Annotated in this window: 23 protein-coding genes; 12 read left to right on the top strand and 11 right to left on the bottom strand. The window is 74.1% G+C overall.

Features of this window, described 5'->3' with window-relative positions; translation table 11 throughout:
• Positions 1-67: 67 nt before the first annotated feature.
• From ACERM0_RS06490 to ACERM0_RS06465, 6 genes are all read right to left on the bottom strand, one after another.
• A complete protein-coding gene (locus tag ACERM0_RS06490; RefSeq protein ID WP_373677733.1) occupies positions 68-1,582 on the bottom strand; it encodes a trypsin-like peptidase domain-containing protein in 1,515 nt (504 codons plus the stop codon).
• Positions 1,579-2,646, bottom strand: coding sequence for a hypothetical protein (locus ACERM0_RS06485; RefSeq protein ID WP_373677732.1), 1,068 nt, complete (start codon positions 2,644-2,646; stop codon positions 1,579-1,581). The genes ACERM0_RS06490 and ACERM0_RS06485 overlap by 4 nt, the downstream gene beginning before the upstream one ends.
• Positions 2,643-3,053 (bottom strand): anti-sigma factor, encoded by a 411-nt coding sequence (locus ACERM0_RS06480; protein WP_373677731.1) that lies wholly within the window; start codon positions 3,051-3,053, stop codon positions 2,643-2,645. Before ACERM0_RS06480 ends, ACERM0_RS06485 begins: the two co-directional genes overlap by 4 nt.
• The gene (locus ACERM0_RS06475; protein ID WP_373677730.1) at positions 3,046-3,558 is read right to left on the bottom strand and encodes a sigma-70 family RNA polymerase sigma factor; all 513 of its coding nucleotides are present in this window, start codon (positions 3,556-3,558) and stop codon (positions 3,046-3,048) included. The genes ACERM0_RS06480 and ACERM0_RS06475 overlap by 8 nt, the downstream gene beginning before the upstream one ends.
• A gap of 415 nt (positions 3,559-3,973) precedes the next feature.
• A complete protein-coding gene (locus ACERM0_RS06470; protein ID WP_373677729.1) occupies positions 3,974-4,810 on the bottom strand; it encodes a hypothetical protein in 837 nt (278 codons plus the stop codon).
• A gap of 238 nt (positions 4,811-5,048) precedes the next feature.
• Positions 5,049-5,351 carry a hypothetical protein gene (locus ACERM0_RS06465; RefSeq protein ID WP_373677728.1) on the bottom strand — a complete coding sequence of 101 codons (303 nt, stop codon included), beginning with the start codon at positions 5,349-5,351 and terminating at the stop codon, positions 5,049-5,051.
• Between the two features lie 314 nt (positions 5,352-5,665).
• Between ACERM0_RS06465 and ACERM0_RS06460 the strand changes: the two genes are divergently transcribed.
• Entirely contained in the window at positions 5,666-6,055 is a 390-nt protein-coding gene (locus ACERM0_RS06460) for a thioesterase family protein (protein ID WP_373677727.1), read from the top strand.
• 14 nt (positions 6,056-6,069) lie between these two features.
• On the opposite strand, the gene ACERM0_RS06455 is transcribed toward ACERM0_RS06460, so the two are convergent.
• A complete protein-coding gene (locus ACERM0_RS06455; RefSeq protein WP_373677957.1) occupies positions 6,070-6,963 on the bottom strand; it encodes a diacylglycerol kinase family protein in 894 nt (297 codons plus the stop codon).
• A gap of 5 nt (positions 6,964-6,968) precedes the next feature.
• A complete protein-coding gene (locus ACERM0_RS06450) occupies positions 6,969-8,462 on the bottom strand; it encodes a leucyl aminopeptidase (protein WP_373677726.1) in 1,494 nt (497 codons plus the stop codon).
• A gap of 72 nt (positions 8,463-8,534) precedes the next feature.
• Here ACERM0_RS06450 and ACERM0_RS06445 point away from each other — a divergent pair, with 72 nt between their 5' ends.
• The 3 genes from ACERM0_RS06445 (at position 8,535) to ACERM0_RS06435 (ending at position 10,150) form a co-directional block, all read left to right on the top strand.
• A complete protein-coding gene (locus ACERM0_RS06445) occupies positions 8,535-9,044 on the top strand; it encodes a hypothetical protein (protein WP_373677725.1) in 510 nt (169 codons plus the stop codon).
• A gap of 46 nt (positions 9,045-9,090) precedes the next feature.
• Positions 9,091-9,504, top strand: coding sequence for a thioesterase family protein (locus ACERM0_RS06440; protein WP_373677724.1), 414 nt, complete (start codon positions 9,091-9,093; stop codon positions 9,502-9,504).
• Between the two features lie 109 nt (positions 9,505-9,613).
• On the top strand, positions 9,614-10,150 hold the full coding sequence (locus tag ACERM0_RS06435; RefSeq protein ID WP_373677723.1) for a BON domain-containing protein: 537 nt from the start codon (positions 9,614-9,616) through the stop codon (positions 10,148-10,150).
• 26 nt (positions 10,151-10,176) lie between these two features.
• Here the strand turns inward: ACERM0_RS06435 and ACERM0_RS06430 are convergent, their stop codons facing one another.
• Entirely contained in the window at positions 10,177-10,638 is a 462-nt protein-coding gene (locus ACERM0_RS06430; RefSeq protein ID WP_373677722.1) for an SRPBCC family protein, read from the bottom strand.
• A 241-nt stretch (positions 10,639-10,879) separates the two neighbouring features.
• Here ACERM0_RS06430 and ACERM0_RS06425 point away from each other — a divergent pair, with 241 nt between their 5' ends.
• Positions 10,880-11,650, top strand: a complete 771-nt coding sequence (locus ACERM0_RS06425) for an alpha/beta fold hydrolase (RefSeq protein WP_373677721.1) — start codon at positions 10,880-10,882, stop codon at positions 11,648-11,650.
• Here the strand turns inward: ACERM0_RS06425 and ACERM0_RS06420 are convergent.
• Complete coding sequence (locus tag ACERM0_RS06420; protein ID WP_373677720.1) at positions 11,594-11,893, bottom strand: hypothetical protein; 300 nt, start codon at positions 11,891-11,893, stop codon at positions 11,594-11,596. The two genes, ACERM0_RS06425 and ACERM0_RS06420, sit on opposite strands and share 57 nt — an antisense overlap.
• 65 nt (positions 11,894-11,958) lie before the next feature.
• On the opposite strand from ACERM0_RS06420, the gene ACERM0_RS06415 reads away from it, so the two are divergent.
• On the top strand, positions 11,959-12,696 hold the full coding sequence (locus tag ACERM0_RS06415; RefSeq protein ID WP_373677719.1) for a hypothetical protein: 738 nt from the start codon (positions 11,959-11,961) through the stop codon (positions 12,694-12,696).
• On the top strand, positions 12,693-13,547 hold the full coding sequence (gene folP / locus ACERM0_RS06410; RefSeq protein WP_373677718.1) for a dihydropteroate synthase: 855 nt from the start codon (positions 12,693-12,695) through the stop codon (positions 13,545-13,547). Before ACERM0_RS06415 ends, folP begins: the two co-directional genes overlap by 4 nt.
• 14 nt (positions 13,548-13,561) lie before the next feature.
• Here folP and ACERM0_RS06405 read toward each other — a convergent pair whose 3' ends face one another.
• The gene (locus tag ACERM0_RS06405; protein ID WP_373677717.1) at positions 13,562-13,993 is read right to left on the bottom strand and encodes a CoA-binding protein; all 432 of its coding nucleotides are present in this window, start codon (positions 13,991-13,993) and stop codon (positions 13,562-13,564) included.
• Between the two features lie 72 nt (positions 13,994-14,065).
• Between ACERM0_RS06405 and ACERM0_RS06400 the strand changes: the two genes are divergently transcribed.
• The 5 genes from ACERM0_RS06400 to ACERM0_RS06380 all read left to right on the top strand — a co-directional run bounded on the left by ACERM0_RS06400 (position 14,066) and on the right by ACERM0_RS06380 (position 19,872).
• On the top strand, positions 14,066-14,452 hold the full coding sequence (locus ACERM0_RS06400; protein WP_373677716.1) for a ferredoxin: 387 nt from the start codon (positions 14,066-14,068) through the stop codon (positions 14,450-14,452).
• A gap of 279 nt (positions 14,453-14,731) precedes the next feature.
• Positions 14,732-15,826 carry a 4-hydroxyphenylpyruvate dioxygenase gene (gene hppD / locus ACERM0_RS06395; protein ID WP_373677715.1) on the top strand — a complete coding sequence of 365 codons (1,095 nt, stop codon included), beginning with the start codon at positions 14,732-14,734 and terminating at the stop codon, positions 15,824-15,826.
• Between the two features lie 465 nt (positions 15,827-16,291).
• The gene (locus ACERM0_RS06390; protein ID WP_373677714.1) at positions 16,292-16,777 is read left to right on the top strand and encodes a cytidine/deoxycytidylate deaminase family protein; all 486 of its coding nucleotides are present in this window, start codon (positions 16,292-16,294) and stop codon (positions 16,775-16,777) included.
• 774 nt (positions 16,778-17,551) lie between these two features.
• Positions 17,552-19,060: a PLP-dependent aminotransferase family protein gene (locus tag ACERM0_RS06385; RefSeq protein ID WP_373677713.1), complete on the top strand. Its 1,509-nt coding sequence runs from the start codon at positions 17,552-17,554 to the stop codon at positions 19,058-19,060.
• A 113-nt stretch (positions 19,061-19,173) separates the two neighbouring features.
• Entirely contained in the window at positions 19,174-19,872 is a 699-nt protein-coding gene (locus ACERM0_RS06380; RefSeq protein ID WP_373677712.1) for an enoyl-CoA hydratase-related protein, read from the top strand.
• Positions 19,873-19,880 lie beyond the last annotated feature (8 nt).

Below are 19,880 nucleotides of genomic sequence, written 5' to 3'. Positions count from 1 at the left end.
CTTCGCAGTCGGGACGGACGACCCCGAGCCTAGCCGCGTACCCGGCACCGTCCCGCCCGTGCGCGGGTCAGCGCGGCCGCTCGCCCAGCGTCACGTCGACCGTCAGTTCCTCGCCGTCGCGCACGACGCCGAGTTGGACCACCTCACCGGGCTGGCGGCGGCGGACTTCGGCGACCAGCTCGGACATGGTCGCCAGCGGCTCGCCGTCCACCTCGACGATGATGTCGCCGGGTCGCATGCCGGCCTCGGCCGCGCCGGTGCCGTCCTGCACGGAGTCGACCAGCGCGCCGCGCGGGGCCTCGAGGCCGAACTCCTCGGCCGTCTCCGGCGTCACGTCGATGCCCGAGATGCCCAGCAGCGGATGCCGGACGAAGCCGGCCTCGATCAGCTGGTCCGCCGACACGATCGCCTGTTCGGCCGACACGGCGAACCCGACACCCTGGCTGGCGCCGGTCCGGGTCAGGATGGCGGTGTTGATCCCGACCAGCCGGCCGCGGGCGTCGACCAGCGCGCCCCCGGAGTTGCCCGGGTTGATGGCGGCGTCGGTCTGGATGACCGACGGGATGACCAGCGCGGCGTTGTCCTGCTCGTCGACACGGATCTCGCGGTTGAGGGCCGAGATGATGCCGGACGTCACCGAGGCGTCCAGCCCGAACGGGGACCCGATCGCGACCACCTGCTCACCGACGATGAGCGGTTCGTCGACGGTGTCGCGCAGGTTGACCGCGGGCAGGTCGTCGCGCTCGACGCGCAGCACCGCGAGGTCGTTGAGCTCGTCGGAGCCGACCAGCTCGGCGTCCAGGACGTCACCGCTCGACAGGCGCACCCGGACGTCGTCGGCGCCGTCGACCACGTGGTGGTTGGTGAGGACGTAGCCGTCGGAGCGGTAGATGACCCCCGAACCGAGTGCGGGCGTGCCCCCGATCGCCGGCCCCGCGGCCGGCACGCCGGTGACGTCGATCCGCACCACCGACGGGGTCACGGCCTGCGCGACGGCGGGCACCACCGCGCCGAGGTCCCCCTCCACCTCGATGGCCGGCGCCGAGATCGGCGAGGGGCCGGCGTCGCCGCCGGGCAGCACCAGCGCGAGGGTGGCGGCCGTGCCGATCATCCCGCCGATCAGCGCGGCCACGAGCGCGAGCAGCACGCCGCCACGGCCCCGGCCGCGCTTCTCCGGCGCGTCGACCGTGCCGGTGGTGTCGGGTGGGCGGACCGAGCCCGCCGGCGAGCCGGGCCCGGCGGACGCCTCGGACCAGCCCGACGGTGGCGGCTGGGGGAAGCGCGCGATCGGTTCGGTCACCGACGACCCTGCGCCGGGGGCGTCCAGGCGGGCGGTGTCGACCCGGCCGGGCACGAACTGCGGTCGATCGGGCCAGGTCCCGGCATCGCGCACCGCGGGTCCGACCTCGTCCGTGGCCACCGGCGCGCCGTCGGGCGGTGACGCCGTGGGCTCGTCGGGGGCGGAGGTCTCCGCGTCGGCGACACGGCTGGCCTCGCGCCCGAACGGCGTGGCACCCCCGAACGCGCCGGGGGTCTCCTCGCCACGCCACGGACGGCGCCATTCCTCGCGGTCGTAGCTCACGTCTCGCTCCGGTCGAGTGGCCACAGCCAGCGCCCCACGCGGCCGATGCCTCGTGTGAGCCGTCCCAGCATGCTGGGTGCCGGGTCATTGGGCAAACCGGTCACGACGGTCAACAGCTCATCGACCGGTGCGTCGGTGATGGCGGTGAACGTCCGGTCGTCGCCGCGCCAGATCACCCGACGTGGTTCGGAGCCGGGCAGCCGCCAGACGGCTCCCCCCTCTGGCGACTTCAGCAGCGCCGCCCCGTCGAGCGCCTGCTGGGCCAGCCGCCCCTGTTGTTCGAAGACCGACAGGGTGTACAGCCCGTCGCCGTAGACGAGGTGCAGCGTCGGCACGGACGCCTCGGGCCGCTCGAAGCCGCCCAGCAGCCGATAGCCGGCCGGCAGCGCCTCCGGAGCAACGAACCCGCGGGCACGGAAGTCGGCCAGGTCGGCCCGGGTGAGCGAGAAGGCCTCGACCTCCAGTCCTTCGGGGTCGGGGGCCACGACGCGCGCGTCGACCACCTCGAGCTCCGTGTAGGCCACCACCCGCAGCGGCTCACCATCGATGTCGAAGGTCTCGCGCCGCACGATCAGGTCGGTGTCGACGTCGAGGTAGAGCACCTCGCGGTCGCGGTCGTCGCCGTGCTCGCGCAGCCGCAGGACCCGCGCCGGGCCGGTGTCCAGCGTGACGGGCTCGTCGTCGACGGCGACCGTGTACTTGTCGTCGAGCCGCTCGAGGTCGACGGCCGAGCCCCGCTCCATGCCACCCAGCCGCAGCAGCGTCCCGGACGAGCGCAGGAACGCCTCCTCGCCGACGCGACCGACCTCCCAGCCGTCCTCCTTGGTGACGGTCAGGCCACCGTCGACGCCGCGTGTGACCTGCACCTCGGTGAGCTGGGGACCCTCACGGCTGAACGAGGCGACCAGCAGTCGCCCGCTGTGCGGCACCTCGCGCGCGGCGGCGACGGCGCGCTCGAGCCACACCATGCCGGCCGTGGCGGTCGTCGGCGTCGCGGCCAGGGCGTTGGCGGGCGCGGCGAGGAGGGCGAGGCCGATCAACGACGTGAGGAACCGCGTCCTCACCGGTCGTCGAGACCGAACGGCGCCGGCATCGGGCCGTCGCCGGTGCGGGCCAGGTGGTCGATCAGGAACAGCTCCGCGGGCGGGACGACCTCGCCGGTGTCCTCGCCGACGAGGTAGGCGACCCCGGCCAGCGCGACGGTGGCCAGCAGGCTCGCCGATGCCACCCGCAACCCGCGCGAGACCTTCTTCACCAGACCGGGGGGTTCGATCGCACCGAGCGGGACGACCGGCGCGGGCGTGGCGGCCCAGCGGCGCAGCGAGTCGCGGGTGCGCCGCAGCGCCTCGAGCTCGCCGAGGCACGTGTCGCAGTCGGCCAGGTGACGGGTGACCGCCATGGCCCGCACCTCGTCGAGCTCGTCGTCGAGGAAGGCGGAGATGCGGTCGCCGGTGACGTGCCGCTCAGCCATGGCGCGCCTCCGCCTCGAGGGCGGTGCGCAGCGCCTTGCGGCCGCGGTGGATGCGCGAGCGCACGGTGCCGATCGGCCAGCCGAGCGCGTCGGAGATCTCCTCGTAGCTCAGGCCCTGGACGTCGCAGAGGATCACCGCGGTCCGGAAGGACGGCGCGAGTTCCTCCAGGGCGGTCTCCAGGTCGCTGCGCAGGACGCCCGCCTCGATCGTCTCCGCCGGGCCGGGCTCCGACTCGCTGGGCTGCTTCCACTCCTCGTCGGGCAGCGGCTCGAGCCGCACGCGGGTGTGGCGGCGCACCCGGTCGAGGAACAGGTTCTTCGTGATCCGGTACAGCCAACCCTCGAAGGTGCCGGGCCGGTAGCGGTCGAGATTGCGGTAGACGCGGACGAAGACGTCCTGGGCCAGGTCGCGTGCCTCGTCACGGTCGCCGGTGAGCCGATAGGCCATCGTGAAGACCATGTCGCCGTACTGTTCGGCGATCTCGTCCCAGCTGGGGGCCGGCATCCCTCGGCGCGCGCCGTTGGCGGTCGTCGACGCCGCCGTCCCGGTGGACGGCGTGTGACGGGCGGAGCCCTCCCGCACGAGGGCGGGTGCTGCGAACGGGTGCTGAGGCACAGGACGCTCCGAGGACGGCGATACAGCCGGTCGAGCGGCGCGGAGGATAGACGGCGCCCGCCGTGTCAAGGACAATCGTCACCCCGTCGGCCACCGAATCGCGCGGTCGTAGCGCAGGCGCGCCCGCCGCGCGGCCCCCGAGGGCGTCACCGCCGTGGACCGAGAGGAATCGAGGTGTCACCGGACGAACTGGTGGCCCACGTCGGGCCGAGGTGAGCGAGGCGGACGTTACCGCGGCCGCCCGCCGGCGCACGTCGGGTCCGCCGGTCCGCCGTCGCTCGCCGGCGACCCGGCGAGCGACCGGTCAGTAGAAGCGCACCTTGGCGGCGAACTCGGCGGCCGGCGCGAGGATCACGGCCAGGTAGAACATCCCGGTCGAGGCCTGGATGCTGCGGCCGCCTTCACGCGCGAGCTTGACGTTGAATCCTGCGATCAGGGCGATCAGCGCCAGCACACCCAGGCCGAGGATCAGCGTCATGGAGCCGATGCGCAGGATCGGCGAGAAGGTGCGGGCGCAGGCCTCGAAGTCGGGCCCCGCCAGCCCCTCGCAGGGCGCGGGGTTGCGGCCCGACAGCAGCACCGACGCGATCCCGGCCGCCACGGCGGCCACGTTGGTCCACGCCATGAGCACCATGTAGCGGTTGGAGAGCCGCCGCTCGACGAGGTACCAGTGGCCGAGCACCATGCCGGCCCAGATCCCGCCCAGCAGCAGCGACCCGAGCAGCAGTTCGACCACGCCCTGGGGCAGCCCGCCGGCGCCGTCGCGGGCGGCGCGGATCGCCGCCAGCGGGACGAACGAGGCCAGTCCGACCAGCGCGCCGAGGCTGCCCAGCACCCGCCCCAGGACCGGCGGCAGCGGCACGGCCAGCACCAGCGTCGCGAGCGCCGTCAGGATCGTCATGGCCAGCAGCAGGACGAGTGCGCGTTCCCCGTCGGCGGCCTGCGCAGTGCCCTCGAGGGTGCGTACGGGCGCACGTAGCGACCCCCAGGCTCCCCAGGCGAGCAGCGCGACCAGGGCGCCGCTGAGCACCTCGTAGCCGTGCCGCACGGCGCCCCACGTCGGGAAGAACCAGACCAGGGCGGCCCCGCCGACGGCGGTCATGGCCAGCACCAGCGCGAGTACGGCGGCAGGGGCCTCCACGGCGACGACTCCTCGGCTGCGGGGAACGGGCGGGCGGCGGGACACGTCGTCCCACGGGGGCACCGCCCCGGACGCGTCCGGCAGCGACCGGGCGCGGGCGCGCAGCCTGCCAGCCGTCACCCCGATCTGGCCAACCGGCGCGGCCGCGTGCGCCGTGCTCGCCCGCCGCGACACGACGACGCCCACGGCCTCGAGGTGCCGTGGGCGTCGTCCGGGAGAGTTGGGAGGAGGGGGTGGGTCAGCCTTCGCCGCCTTCGCCGCCTTCGCCGCCTTCGCCGCCACCGTCACCGCCGCCGCCGTCGGGCGCGTCGACGTTGATGTCCACCTCGTCGGGGACGTCGACGGTGGTGCCGCCGTCGCCCTCGCCGCCGCCACCGAGACGGCCGCCGAGGAAGACGAAGAGCAGGATGACGATGGCCACGATCGCCACGATCACGGCGATCGCGGTGCCGGCCCCGCCGCCGCCACCACCACCGTTGGTGACGATGACCTCGCGTTCGCGCTCGGGCGGTCGGTTCGGGTCGTTGGGTGGGTAGGTCATGTCGAGTACCTCGTTTTCGACGTCTGCCGGCGCCGCCGGGTGCGAACGCCGTCCGCGAACCCCCGACCGCGGTCGGTTCGATACTGCAAGCCGATGCGGGCGCCGGGAAGACGCCGGGGACCGTCCGGAGGCCAGTCGGGTTCGACCCGCTGCCTGTTCGACCACCGCGCTCCCCGCCCCTCGACCGGTGACCGGCCGGGCACCTGCGGCGCGCTCGCCGCGCCGCGTCCACGGACAGCCGCACCGGCGAGGGGTACGCTCGGCAGGTCCGGGCGGCCTGCCCGGACGTCGTCTGTGGACGAGGTGATGTCACCATGGGTCACTGTGACCCCGGTCTGAAGCGCAACCGACAGCTGACCGTCGCGCCGGAGCACACTGCCGAGCGGCTCGACTCGGGCGACGTGCCCGTGCTGGGCACGCCGGCGCTGCTGGCGCTGGCGGAGAGTGCCTGCGTGCAGGCGATCGCGGACGACCTGCCCGAGGGGCAGACGTCGGTGGGTGCCTGGGCCGAGGTCGAGCACCTCAAGGCCACCCCGGTCGGTCACACCGTCTGTGCGCACGCGACGCTCATCGGCCACCACGGCCGCCGGCTGGAGTTCAACGTGCTGGTCGAGGACGGCGGCGAGACCATCGCCAAGATCCGCCACCGCCGCGTCCTCGTCGACCGGGCACGTTTCCTGCAGAAGGTCGCCCAGCCGGCCTGACCCGACGGACGCGCTCAGCCCAGGAAGGTCCAGGCGCGCGGCTCGACCCGCCAGGTCCGGGCGGCGTCGTCGGGTTCACCCAGCTCGCCGTCGACGTCGTCGCGGAGGCCCTCGCCCTCGACCGTGACCTCGCGGCCGCGGGCCAGGACGACGTCGTCGCGCTGAAGGTGCGTGCCGCGCTGCAGCGCGAGCCCGAAGGCGGCCCGCTCCAGCGGCCCGGTGGCCTGCGAGACCACGACGTCGAGCAGGCCGTCGGTCGGGTCGGCATCCGGCGCGGCCAGCGCGCCACCACCGAAGCCGGGGCCGTTGCACACGGCGACCAGCAGGGTGGGGCCGTCGGCGAGCTCGCGGCCGTCGACGGTGACCCGGACCGGCGTACCGCCCTCCGTGAGCCCCGCCAGCAGCGCCCCGACCGGGTAGGCGAGGTCGGACAGCGTGTCCTTCAGCGCCTCGGCGCGCACGGCCGCGGTCGCGCCAAGCCCGAGGTGGAGGGCGTTGACGCAGACGCGCTCGCCGCCGGCCTCGACGAGCAGGTCGATCCGCCGCGAGGACGCGTCCAGGATGCGGGCCGCGGCGGCCGCCGGATCCTCCAGCGGCAGGTCCATGGCCCGGGCGAAGTCGTTGCCGGTACCCAGCGGCAGCAGCGCCACGGAGGTGTCGAGGTGCCCGGTCGCGCGCAGGCGCGTGACCGCGACGTGCAAGGACCCGTCACCGCCGCACACCACCAGCGTGCGGCCGGCCAGGTCGCCGATCACGGCATCCACGTCGTCCGGGTGCCCGCAGGCGCGGACCTCGACGTCGTGACCGGCGTCACGCAGCGTGGCCGCGGCCGTGTCGATGGCGGCGTCCTCGGCGCTGCCGGCCGCGGCGTTGACCAGCAGGACGTAGCCGCGCCGGCCGGCTTCCACCGCGCTCAACCGGCCTGCAGCCAGCGCACCAGTGTCCGGACCGGCACCCCGGTGGCACCCTTGGCGTGGTAGCCGTACGGCTCGTCCGTCCACGCGACGCCGGCGATGTCGAGGTGTGCCCAGGGGATGCCGTCCCCGACGAACTCGTGCAGGAACAGGCCCGCGAAGATCGTCCCCGCCGACCGGCTGCCGGCGTTGCGCAGGTCGGCGATGGCGCCCTCCAGCCGCTCGCCGTACTGCTCGGTCGCCAGCGGCAGCTGCCAGAACGCCTCGCCGGTGCGCCGCGACGCGGCCAGCAGGTCGCCGGCCAGCGCGTCGTCGGACGCCATGAGGACGCCGATGCGCTCGCCGAGCGCCACGACGGCCGCGCCGGTGAGGGTGGCGATGTCGACGATCGCGTCGGGGCCCTGCTCGCTGGCGTGGACGAGCGCGTCGCCCAACACCAGCCGCCCTTCGGCGTCGGTGTTGATGACCTCGACGGTCTTGCCGCCCTTCATCGTCAGCACGTCGCTGACACGGGTCGCCGTACCCGACGGCATGTTCTCCGCGAGCGCCAGCAGACCGGTGACCTTGACGGGCAGGCGCAGGTCGGCGGCCGCGCGCACGACCGCGGCGACCGTCGCGGCACCGGCCATGTCCATCTTCATGGTCTCCATCGCCTCCGACGGCTTGAGGGAGATGCCGCCGGTGTCGAAGGTGATGCCCTTGCCGACCAGGGCGACGTGGCGAGACGCGCCGTCGGGCGCGTAGGTCAGCTCCACCAGCCGTGGCGGCTCGGACGAGCCCCGCCCGACGCCGAGGATGCCGCCGTAGCCGCCGTCGGCCAGCGCCTGCTCGTCGAGGATCCGGACCTGCACGTCGCTGTCGGCGAACGACTCGGCGACGCGTTCCGCCAGCGCGGGTGGGCGCTTGTCCTGCGGTGGGGTGTTGACCAGGTCGCGGGCGAAGAGCGTCGCGTCGGCCGTCACCTGCGCGGCGGCCACCGCGTCGCCAGCGGCGTCGGCGTCGCCCACGTGCAGCGTCACCGCCTCGAGGCGGTGCACCGGTGCCTCGGACCGGTACGTGCCGAAGCGGTAGCTGCCGAGCAGCAGCCCTTCGACGACCGCGGCCGCCGCGTCGGACGCCTCGGCGGTGTCCAGGGCCGCGGGCAGGTCGGTGGCCAGGGTCTCCACCCGCTCGGCGGCACCGGCGACGGCCGCGGCCGCACGCCGCAGGTGGTCGGCGGTGGCGTCATCGGCAGCACCCAGCCCGACCACCACCACCGTGCTGGCGGTGACGGCGCCGCGGGTCGGGATCCGCACGACCTCGCCCGGCGAGCCGGAGAACCCGACGGCCTGCAACTCGGCGGCGAGGTCGATGCCGAGTGCCTCGCCGAGTGCGCCGGCTCCGTCGGCGGGCACGGGGGGCGCGTCGTCGCCGTCGCCGGCGAAAGCGGCGACGGCGAGCATGGCGGCGTCGCTGCGGGCGAGCGGGTCGGCGGTCAGGTCGACGCGGGGCACGACGGACTCCTCGGAGTGGTGGGCATCGACCGGCGAGCCTAGTGATCGGGCGCGCCCCTACGATGGGCCGCCATGGACGATGTCACCCCGCCCGACCCGACGCCGGGTCCGCCCGAGCCGACGCCGGACGCGCCCGAGCCGATGCTCGGGAAGGACGTGCTGCCGGTCGACCTGCGCGACTACGTGGACTTCTCCGAGGGTGCTGCCACCCGGGTCCGCGTGTTCGCCACCGACCGGCTGGCGCTGGACCTGTGGTGCATCGAGCCGCAGCAGGCCACGCCCGTCCTGCACGAGGCCGACCGCGACCTGACCTACACGGTCGTCGGCGGACGTTCGTGGTTCGTCACCGACGAGGGTGAGGTCGGCCTCGACCCCATGGGCGCCCTGCTGGTGCCGGCCGGTGTCGTGCACGGCATCGACAACCGGGCGCCGGATCCTCTCATCGTCGTCGCGGTCAGCTCACCGCCCGGGGACGAACCGCCCGCGACGCCCGTCGGCGGCGAGCGGGCGGCCGTGCGCTTCGAGGATGACGGTCCCGGAGCCGTTCGGCGTACGCTGCACCGGTTCTTCGGAGGCAGCTGACCGCCGCGGTCGGCCCTTGGAGTCGAAGCGGAAGGGACCTGGCCCCATGCGAGTCGGACCGCCACGTGGCGCGACGGCCACCCTCGAGGTGACCGTCACCCCGGACATGGCCGCGATCGTGGCCGGCGAGCAGATCCACCCCGTCTATGGAACCGCGGCGCTCGTGCAGCACATGGAGCAGGTCTCCCGCGCGCTGCTCGTGCCCCATCTCGAGTCCGGCGAGGAGGGCGTCGGCGCCGGCGTGGACCTCATCCACCGCGCCCCGGTGCCGATCGGCGAGACCGTGGTGCTGACGGCGACGGTCGCCACCGTCGCCCCGACGAAACTGGTCTGCGAGGTGCTGACCCGCCACGGTGCGACGATCGTCGCCCGCGGCTCGGTCGAGCAGCGGGTCGTCCCGCTGGCCGCCTTCCGCGACGAGGTCGAGGCCCGACGCACCCGCCCGCAGGCGGCCGTGTGAACCGACCGGTCGTGGTGGGCCGGACCGCGGGGGTTCGTTCGTCGGTGGCGCGCCGCGGGCGTGGGCGCTTGCCTCGTGCGTCGTCCCCTCGTGAAGGAAGCAGACGACGATGCACCACGCCGAGCACGCCCTGATCATCCCCGACGAGGACCTCGGGCTGACGCCGGAACCGGACGGCGGCGGCGCCGGCTGGGGCACCCGGCTGCTGTGGCTCGGGATCGGCGCCGTCCTGGGGGCCGTGGCCGCCTACTTCGCCGACCCGGACCGGGGCAACGCCCGCCGGGCCGAGCTCGCGCAACGGGCTGCCGCCCGCAAGCGCGACGCGCAGGAGCAGGCGATCGACACGGGCCGCGACGTGACCCAGCGCGCGATGGGTGCCGCGATCGACGCCGTCCCCGAGGTGACGCCGGTCAGCGACGCCGTGCTCCTCGAGCGCGTCCGCTCGCAGGCCCTCGGCCCGGCCGGGGTGGACACCAGCAAGGTCGTCACGACCGTCCGCGACGGCGGCATCGTGGAGATCCGCGGCCAGCTCGACACGGACACCCAGCGTCGCGACCTGCTGCGCGCCGTGGCCGACGTGGACGGCGTCCGCGAGGTCGTCGACCTCACCCACCTGCCGCACGAGCCGGCTCCCACCCGTAGCTGACCGCGGCAAGCGGGCGCGCCGCCGTCTCAGGCGGCCCGCCCGCCGGCCTGCGCCTCGGCCAGCGCGGCGAGGTTGGCCAGCGACCGGCCGAAGACGCGGCGCAGGATCGGGCGCACCAGGACGCTCGCGCCCCACTCCCCCAGCCGCCCGAGCGGCGGGTCGACCGCCTCCCACCATGTCGCCCGCGTCCGGCCGTCGGGCAGCGCCTCCAGCTCGAAGGCGCCGGTCCCGGTGATGACCGCGCCGAGGTGGGTCACCTCCAGACGGCGCGGCGGGTCCCAGCCCGTCACCCGCATGACGTCCTGCACCGTCACGCCGAGCAGATTGGTCGGGCACCGCAACGTCACGCCGACGCCCTCGCGCCGGGGCGTCAACACCTCGACCGCCTTGGCGTCGAGCATCCACTCGGGCTGCCGTTCCCAGGCCGTCAGGGCGTCCCAGACCCGTTCGGGCCGGGCCGCCACCTCGCGCACCACCTCGAAACGCACGTGATCACCTCGTCGTCGTCTTCGGCGGCGGGTCGCCCGCGTGAGGACCGACACCGTCTCTGCCCGTTCGGGGCCCATGGGCGCGGCGGTTGGGCCCGCCGCGGGTAGCTAGGCTCTGCGCGCCATCGGGCGGCCGCCGCCGCCCGCCGCGGCCGGGCCGTGCCCGACAGACCGCCTCCACCGCCCGCTCGGGCGCGCGCCGCGGGGCGCCGCGACCAGGGCGACGACGAAGGACTTCTGCATGTTCGCCGACATCGACGGCAACACCCTGCACTACGACAGCTACGGCGAGGGGCCACCGGTCGTGTTCGTCCACGGCCTCGGTGGCAGCGCCAACGTCTTCCACGGCGTGATGCAGGCCATGAAGCAGCACCACCACTGCGTGGCGCTGGACCTGCGCGGTCACGGCCGCAGCCAGGGCCGCGGCAAGTTCTCCATCGAGGGCTGGGCCAAGGACGTGCAGAAGCTGATCCGCCATCTCGAGCTGCCGGCCGTCACGCTCGTCGGCCACTCGCTGGGAACGCTGGTGGTCCAGCACCTGGCCCAGACCAGCCCGGAGACCTGCGACCAGCTGGTGCTGCTCGGCGGGATCTCCTACTTCCAGCCGCCCACCGCGGACGCCTACCGCGAGCGCGCCGACGTCGTCGAGAAGGACGGGCTCGAGCCGCTGGTCGACGCCTGGCTGGAGGGTGCCGTCTCGCCGCAGACCCACGCCACCCACGCCGGCACGGTCGGGCTGCTGCGCGAACTGTTCCTGCGCAACGACCCGCAGAGCTACGCCAAGTCGTGCCGGGCACTGGCGACCGCGCCAAGGGTCCGCCGCGACGAGATCGGCCAGCCCACGCTGATCGTGACGGGCGCGCACGACCGGTCCACGCCCCTGGCCATGGCCGAAGAACTGAAGTCCTCCATCCCCGTCAGCCGCGTGAAGGTGCTCCCCGACGTCGGTCACTGGTCACCCGTCGAGGCGCCCGGCGCCGTCGCGGCCGCCATCCTCGAGTTCCTCAGCTGATCCCGCCCGACCGCGCGGTTCCTCCATCTGCCGGCGCCACGCCCGGTCGACCGCCGCGAGGTGCGCGTCGACCTCGTCGGGGTCGTAGCCGGGCCACCGCCACCCGAACCGGCGGCGGACCTGGTGCGGCCCGGCGACCGGCGGCACCTGCCGCGGCTTGGACAGGGGCTCGCGCACGACCAGCAGCGCCAGCGCGGCGACCGCCACCACCGCCGTCACCGCCACCACGATCCAGGTGAACATCGTCACTCCCGGTACGCCTGTGCCCGCGAGTATGGCCGCCGGGATCCGCGACGAGGAGGAGCACCGTGAGGTTGCTGGCCTTCCCCGCCCTGGACGAGGGTCGCCACGTCGCCCGGCTGGCCGCGTTCGCCGACGCCGTCGTGACCGCAGGCATCGTCGACCGTGCGGTGCTGCTCGACGGCGGTTCCGGCGACGGCACGGTCGAGCGCGCCAGGCAGCACCACCTCCAGGTCGTCGACGGCCCCCGGCTGGCGGGCCGTCCGCTGCAGGGCAAGGGCGACGCGGTGGCGCAGCTGCTGCGCTGGACCGACGCCGACGAGGTGGTACTGCTCGACGCGGACGTCGAGGGGTTGAACCCCGACAGCGTGCGGCGTCTGGCGGCCGGCCTGGGCGGCGACGTCGTGCTGGTCAAGGGCGTGTGCCGCCGGCTCGACCCGGCGACGGGCACGGTGCGTTCCGGACGCGTCAGCGAACTGGTGGCGCGCCCGGCGTTGGAGCTGCTCGGCAGCCGCCTGGCCGGCCTGCGTGACCCGCTGTCCGGCCAGGTCGCCGTGCGCACCGCGGCGGTGCGCGACCTCGAGCTGCACCCCGGCTACGGGCTCGAGCTGTCGATGCTGCTGGGCGTCGAGGCCCGCGCGGGCGCGAGCGCAGTCGCCGAGGTGGAGCTCGAACCGATCGCGCACCGCCACAAGGACGTCGACGAACTGTCCGTGGTCGCCCGGGAGGTGCTGGCCGTGGCCCTGCACGTGGCGGCGCGACGCGGGGCACCCTTGGCCACCGTGACCGGACCGGAGCGCCCGTGAACCCGCGCCTGATGGGCATCGTGAACCTCAACCCCGACTCGTTCTCCACGCACGGGGACGGCGGCGACGACGCCGTCGCCGACGCCCTGCGGCTGGTCGAGGCGGGCGCCGAGGTGATCGACCTGGGCGCGCAGAGCGCGTCGCCCAGCACGCCGGTCGTGCCGGCGGACGAGGAGCTCGCCGTCCTGCGTCCGGTCGTCGCGACCCTCGCTGCCCGCGGTATCACCGTCAGCGTCGACACGTACAAACCCGCCGTCGCCGCCGGGGTGATCGCCGCGGGGGCGACGATCGTCAACGACTACTCCGGCACCGACGACGAGGCGATGCTGGAGGCCGTCGCCGACACGGGCGCCCAGTTCGTGTTGACGCACAACATCGGGCCCGTGAAGCAGCGGCTGACCGATCCGGACCTCTACGAGGACGTCGTCGTCGAGGTCGGTGACTGGTTCGCGCGCCAGCTCGAGCGGCTGGCGGCGCACGGCGTTGCGCCGGAGCGGGTGGTGCTCGACCCCGGCATCGACCTGTCGAAGACCCCGGCGCAGACCGTGGCCGTGCTGACGGGGCTGCCGGCGCTGCGGGCACGGTTCGACAACCCGCTCCTGGTGGCCATCTCGCGCAAGGACTTCATCGGCACCATCGCCCGCGTCCTGCCCCACGAGCGGCTGCCCGGCACGCTGGCGGCCCTGGTGCCGCTGGTGCGGGTGGCCGACACCATCGCCCGGGTCCACGACGTGGCGGCTGCCCGGCAGTTCCTCGACGTGCTCGACGTGCTGGAGGCGCGTCGCTCGCTCGCCCGCGATGCCTTCCTCGACCCGGCGCTGTACCGCTCCGACGGTCGTGCGTCGGGCTGACGCGGGCGCGCGGGTCAGTCGTTCGCGGCGGCCGGGGCGGTGATCCCGCGCACGGCGACCTCCACCGCCAGGCACCGGTCCTCCACGTAGGACAGCCCCGCGTCGGTCGCGATCCGCCGGGCGTCGGCCGAGCGCAGGCCCGACTGCAGCCACAGCGCACCCGCCCCGACGGCCGCCGCCTCGCGGGCGACCTGCGGGGTGTGCTCGACCCGGCGGAAGACGTCCACGAGGTCGATCCGGCCGTCGACGTCCGCGAGCCGTGCGACGGTCGGGATGCCCAGCACCTCGACGTGGTTGGGGTTGACCGGAACCACCTCGTAGCCGGCCTCCAGCAGCCGCCGCATCACGCCGTGGCTGGGGCGGAACAGGTCGTCGGACGCGCCCACCACGGCGATCCGGCGGATACGGCGCAGCAGGTCGTCGATCTGGTCGTCGGCCAGGGACACGGGCCCTCGCTCTGCTCGGGGACCCACAGGCTACGGTGCCCGCGGGAGACGACCACGACGGGAGGATGCCCAATGGCACGTGTCGGGATGCCGAGGAAGTGGGTGTTCGTCTGCATCAACGAACGTCCACCGGAGCACCCGCGCCCCTCGTGCATCCGCAACGGCGCGGCCGGCGTGTTCGAGGCGATGCGCGAGGAGACCGGCCGGCAGGGGCTCGTCGACGTGAAGGTCGTCGCCTCGGGCTGCCTCGAGCCGTGCATGGTCGGACCCAGCATCTACGTCGCCCCGGACGACGTCTGGTACGGCGGCGTCACGGTCGAGGACGTGCCGCAGATCGTCGAGCAGCACCTCGCGAACGACCGGCCGGTCGAGTTCCTGCAGATCGGGCGTGAGGAGTTCGAGCTGTCACCGCTGCAGGGCCGCTCCGACCTGCCTCCCGGGATGATCCCACCCGCCTGACGGGCTCCTGGTCGACCGACCGTTCGTGCACGCCGAACGCTCGGTCGGCTGCGACAGCCGCGCCCGACACCGCTTCCAAGTGTCTGGAACGCGGCATTTCCGCGCGCTGTGCGTACGCTTCCGGATGGTGCATCCGCCGACCGACCCATGGCGGTTTGCCCTGTTCGACCGAATCGACGGTCGGTACCAGGTTCGGCGCGTGACCCGCGCCCAAGGTGCCGGCCCGCACCCGGACCCGCCAGCGACGTGACCCGTCGTCCGCGCCACAGGGAGCCCACCGTGACCACCCGCGACCTACCGCTGCTCGGCTACGACGCCATCGAATTCTGGGTCGGCAACGCCAAGCAGGCCGCGCACTACTACCGGTCCGCCTTCGGGTTCCGGCTGGTCGCCTACGCGGGTCCGGAGACCGGCCTGCGCGACCGAGCGTCCTACGTCCTGCAGCAGCGGGCGATCCGGTTCGTGATCACCAGCGGCCTCGCGCCCGAGCACGAGGTCACCCGGCACGCCACGCGGCACGGCGACGGCATCCGCGACGTGGCCTTCCGGGTCGCCGACGCCGAGGGAGCCTTCGCTCTCGCGGTCGAGCGCGGCGCCCGCCCGCACCTCGCGCCGACCGTCACCGAGGACGAGCACGGCAAGGTGGTGCGCGCCTCGATCCGCACCTACGGCGACACCGTCCACACCTTCGTGCAGCGCGACGACTACTCCGGCGTGTACCTGCCCGGCTTCGAGGAGGTCCAGCACGACCCCGTCGCGCGCCCGGTGGGACTGTCCGCCATCGACCACGTCGTCGGCAACGTCGGACACGGCGAGATGGACGAGTGGTCCGCCTTCTACCAGCGGATCCTCGGCTTCTCGCAGCTGCGCCACTTCGACGACGACGACATCTCGACCGAGTACTCGGCGCTGATGTCCAAGGTCCTGTGGGACGGCCAGGGCCGCATCAAGATGCCGATCAACGAGCCCGCCGAGGGACGCAGGAAGTCCCAGATCGAGGAGTACCTCGACGCCTACCGCGGACCGGGCGTGCAGCACCTCGCGCTGTCCACCGGCGACATCGTCGGCACCGTGCGCACCATGCAGGCCAACGGCGTGTCATTCCTGCCGGTCCCGGCCGAGTACTACGCGGAGGCCAAGGAACGCGTCGGCGACGTCGACGAGTCGTGGGACGATCTCGCCCGGCTCGGGATCCTCGTCGACCGCGACGAGGAGGGCTACCTGCTGCAGATCTTCACCGAGCCCGTCCAGGACCGGCCCACCGTGTTCTACGAGATCATCCAGCGGCACGGCTCGCGCGGCTTCGGCGCCGGCAACTTCAAGGCCCTCTTCGAGGCAATCGAACGCGCCCAGGCCCGCCGCGGCAACCTCTGACCCGAGCTCGCTGCGGGCGCCGTGAGTCGCCGGCGGGACGTCCCGTGCTCCCGCTGCGGGCGGGGTGGCCGCCTGCGCAGGGGGCGTTCCGCCCCGGCACACGCTCCACTCCTGTGTCTCGCTTCGCTCGCCCCACAGCCCCTGCTCCGGCGACCACCCCGCCCTCCGCTCCCTCGCCCATACGGCGCGGCCCGGTCGCGCGAGCCAGCCACCTCGTCGCGGGAGCCGGCAACCGTCGCGCCTGGCTGCCGGGCGGGGGCGGTCAGCCGCGACCGGTGCGGGTAGGCGCGACCGGACCGCCTCGTCGCGGACGTCGGTAGTCGTCGCGGGAGCCGGCAACCGTCGCGCCTCGCTGCTCGGCGCTGGCGGTCAGCCGCGACCGATGCGCGTGTGCGCGACCGGGGGCCGGCCGGTGGGTGGGGTGGGTGGGGTGGCTAGGCTCGCCTCGGCGTTCGGTGAGGGGGCGTGGTGGTGGGGCGACGGGCATCCTGGGACGAGTACTTCCTCGAGTTGGCGCGCACCACGTCGACCCGTGCCACCTGCGCCCGTCGGAAGCACGGGGCCGTCATCGTCCAGGGCCGGCGCATCGTCGCCACCGGCTACAACGGCGGCCCGTCCGGCTTCGGGCACTGTGACGAGGGCGCCTGCCCGCGGGCGGCGTCCGACGCGCCGCAGGGCCACGACTACGAGCGCTGCATCGCCATCCACGCCGAGGCCAACGCCCTGCTGTTCTCCTCGCCGGAGGAACGCAGCGGTGCCTCGCTGTACTGCACCGGCGCCCCCTGCTTCGGCTGCGCGAAACTGATCGCCAACTCCGGCGTCGGCGAGGTCGTCGCCGGCGGCGGCCGCTACGACGGCTGGGACGAGGTCCGCGACTTCCTGCGCGACTGCGGCGTCCGCGTCCGCCTCCTCGACGGTCAAGAAGGCACCCCCACCCTCCCCTTCGCCTGAACGAAGCGGCGGAGCTCGGCAACCACGCGCGCCGAGGCAGCCCAGTCGCGCCTGCACGCACCGGTCGCACCTGAGCGCCCCCGACCGGCAGCAAGACGCGACCGTTGCCGTCTCCCGCGGCGACGTGGCTGGCGGGCGCGGCGAGGTGGCCCGGGGCAAGGGGAGCGGAGGGCGGGGTTGTCGCCGGAGCAGGGGCTGTGGGGCGAGCGAAGCGAGACCCACGAGTGGAGCGTGTGCCGGGGCGGAACGCCCCCTGCGCAGGCGGCCACCCCGCCCGCAGCGGGAGCACGGAACGCCCGCCGGAGACCACCCCCTGCCCGCAGCGGGAAACGCGGGGCGGCCATCGACCCGCAACCGGAGCAGGTGCTGCGGAAACGGGCGGGAAACGAAGCGTCCCCCCGGTGGGAGGGCCGGGGGGACGTCGTGGGCTCGGACTCGGGGTTCGCGAGAGGATGCGACTTTGGGAGAGAGAGCATCCGGGCGGTGGGAGAGCCGCCGGGTGGGAGAGGGCGAACCCGTCGTGGCCCGAGCGATACGCGAGTCGGCGGGGAGAGGGAGCGTGCCGCCTCGCGTACGTCTTATGCAGTTGTCGTGGAGTCTCGCGGTGGGGCCGGCGGGAGAGCCGGTCCCGATCGCCGCGGAGTTCGACTCCGTTTGGCCTGGTACTCGATCTCGGTGGGAGGGCCGAAACCGTGCCCTTTGGCCTGCTGAGAGGTACGTTACCACGGCCGGCGTTCCGGTCCAACTCCACTATCCCTCCGTATTGGACTGCCATTGGAAGAGCCAATCCGCGAAAGTGGACCGCACCTGGCGGGCATCCTGGCCGCGGTCCTGTCGGGGGACGGGCCGCTGTACCGGCAGCTGTCGGACGGGCTCAAGCACGCGGTCGACCGTGGCGAGATCCCGCTGGGGACCGTCCTGCCCCCGGAGCGGGTGCTGGCGCGCTCGCTGTCGGTCAGCCGCGCCACGGTGGTCGCGGCCTACGACCGGCTCAAGGCGGAGGGCTGGCTGGAGAGCCGCCAGGGGTCGGGCACGTGGGTGCGGCGGCCGGAGGGCGAGGACCGGGGCGGCGTGGACGCGGTGGCGACGGCCCGACTGTTCCTCTCCGACGACCGGGCCGACCAGCGCAGCGGCCCCGGTGAGCCGCCGGCCGCGGCGGATGAGGACGTCGTCGAGCTGTCGGTCGCGGCCGTGACCGGTTCCCCGCGGGTCATCGAGTTGCTCTCGTCGCTGTCGGCCAGCGACGTCTCCTCGCTGGTCGCCCACCACGGCTACGTGCCGCACGGCCTGCGGGCGCTGCGCAAGATCGTGGCGGCACGTTTCGCCGTCGCCGGGCTGCCCTCCACCGAGGACCAGGTCCTGGTCACGACCGGCGCCCATCAGGCCATCTCGCTGGTCGCGCGTCAGACCCTGCAGCGTGGTGACACGGTGCTGGTGGAGAGCCCGACCTTCCCCGGCGCGCTGGACGTCTTCCGGCGCTTCGGCGCCCGCATGGTGCCGCTGCCGGTCGACGAGCACGGCGTGCGCACCGACACGCTTCCCGATCTGATCGCGCGCACCGAACCCAAGCTGATCTACCTCTCCCCCGACTTCCACAACCCCACCGGCGCGGTGCTGCCGGAGGACCGCCGCCGCGCGGTTGCCGACCTGGCCGATCGCAGCAACATCGTCGTCATCGAGGACCGCGCGATGGGCGACGTGCACCTCGACGGCCCGCCGCTGCCGCCGCCGATCGCCGCGTTCTCCAACGGCGAGGGTGCCGTCCACACGCTCGGCTCGACCGCCAAGCTGTTCTGGGCCGGTCTCCGGGTCGGGTGGCTGCGCTCGCCGACGAGTTGGAGCGTGCGGATGCTGGCGACCAAGACGGTGGCCGACCTGGGCACGCCGCTGCTGAGCCAGCTCCTGGCCGTCCGCCTGCTCGAGCACGCCGAGGAGGTGCTGGCCGAACGGCGCGCGCAGCTGATCCCCCAGCGCGACCTGCTCTGCGACCTGCTGGCCGACCACCTGCCGACCTGGCGCTGGCGCCGCCCGGAGGGCGGGCTGTCCGTCTGGGTCACGCTGCCGTCCGGCAACGCCGAGGAGTTCGCCGAGCTGGCCCTGCGTCACGGGGTGTCGGTCGTCCCGGGTCCGGCCCTGTCCGTCGACGAGGGCAACCGGCGCGGGCTGCGGCTGGTGTTCTCGCGCCCCGAACCGGTCCTGCGCGAGGGCGTGCGGCGCCTGGCCGCCGCGTGGCACACCTACGAGCCGGTCACGTCCCGCGCGCCGGCCCGCCTGCTGGTCTGAGCCGGTCACGTCCCGCACGTCGGCCCGGCGGTCGAACCGGCACGGCGTCGCGTGCCCGCTGCGACGGCGGCGCCACCTAGGATCGCGCCTCGCCACGGCGACCGGGAGAGACGATGGAGATCCGCCGCGACCTCGACGACGCGGGCGTGCTGACGGTGACGCTCGACGACGGCAAGAAGAACGCGCTGCAGCCAGAGGCGTTCGACGGCCTGATCGCGGTCCTCGACGAGGAGACCGACGCCCGCGCAGTCGTGCTGGCCGGCCGCGAGGACATCTTCACCGCCGGCCTGGACGTGAAGTGGATGGCCGCCAACGGCCGCGAGGGCGTCGAGCGACTGCTCGTGGCGTTCGGCCGCTGCTTGATGCGCTGGTGGACCGACCCGCGGCCGACCGTGTGCGCCGCCACGGGCCATGCCATCGCCGCGGGCACCATGTTCGGCATGGCCTGCGACCATGCCGTCGCCGCGGACGGCGGCTGGTGGGGGCTGACGGAGACGCAGATCGACTTCGAGCTCCCGCAGTTCGGCATCGCGCTGGCGCGCCACAACGTCCGCGCCGACCGCCTCGAGGACCTGCTGCTGCCCGGACGCCGGGTCGACGCCGCCGCGGCGGTCGAGGTTGGCTTCGCGGACGAGACCGCCGACGCCTTCGACGTGGTCGGCACGGCCCGCACCCGCGCGGCGGAGCTCGCGACGCTGCCGGCCCGGGCCTACGCCGGCACCAAGCGGCGCCTGCGCGAGGCCGACGCGACGGCCGTGCTCGCCGACCTCGACGCCGACATCGCGGCACTCACGGCGCACCTGCCGGACTGACGACACCG

Origin of the sequence: Egicoccus sp. AB-alg2 (assembly GCF_041821065.1) — a bacterium.
In the GTDB taxonomy this organism is placed as follows: Bacteria; Actinomycetota; Nitriliruptoria; order Nitriliruptorales; family Nitriliruptoraceae; genus Egicoccus.
This window is presented reverse-complemented; position numbering and strand designations above follow the sequence as displayed.

Bases quoted from the DNA above. Each gene is read 5' to 3' on its own strand.
- ACERM0_RS06480 (WP_373677731.1), bottom strand. From the start codon at position 3,053: ATGGCTGAGCGGCACGTCACCGGCGACCGCATCTCCGCCTTCCTCGAC.
- ACERM0_RS06475 (WP_373677730.1), bottom strand. From the start codon at position 3,558: ATGCCGGCCCCCAGCTGGGACGAGATCGCCGAACAGTACGGCGACATG.
- ACERM0_RS06465 (WP_373677728.1), bottom strand. From the start codon at position 5,351: ATGACCTACCCACCCAACGACCCGAACCGACCGCCCGAGCGCGAACGC.
- ACERM0_RS06460 (WP_373677727.1), top strand. From the start codon at position 5,666: ATGGGTCACTGTGACCCCGGTCTGAAGCGCAACCGACAGCTGACCGTC.
- ACERM0_RS06445 (WP_373677725.1), top strand. From the start codon at position 8,535: ATGGACGATGTCACCCCGCCCGACCCGACGCCGGGTCCGCCCGAGCCG.
- ACERM0_RS06440 (WP_373677724.1), top strand. From the start codon at position 9,091: ATGCGAGTCGGACCGCCACGTGGCGCGACGGCCACCCTCGAGGTGACC.
- ACERM0_RS06435 (WP_373677723.1), top strand. From the start codon at position 9,614: ATGCACCACGCCGAGCACGCCCTGATCATCCCCGACGAGGACCTCGGG.
- ACERM0_RS06425 (WP_373677721.1), top strand. From the start codon at position 10,880: ATGTTCGCCGACATCGACGGCAACACCCTGCACTACGACAGCTACGGC.
- ACERM0_RS06420 (WP_373677720.1), bottom strand. From the start codon at position 11,893: ATGTTCACCTGGATCGTGGTGGCGGTGACGGCGGTGGTGGCGGTCGCC.
- ACERM0_RS06400 (WP_373677716.1), top strand. From the start codon at position 14,066: ATGGCACGTGTCGGGATGCCGAGGAAGTGGGTGTTCGTCTGCATCAAC.
- ACERM0_RS06380 (WP_373677712.1), top strand. From the start codon at position 19,174: ATGGAGATCCGCCGCGACCTCGACGACGCGGGCGTGCTGACGGTGACG.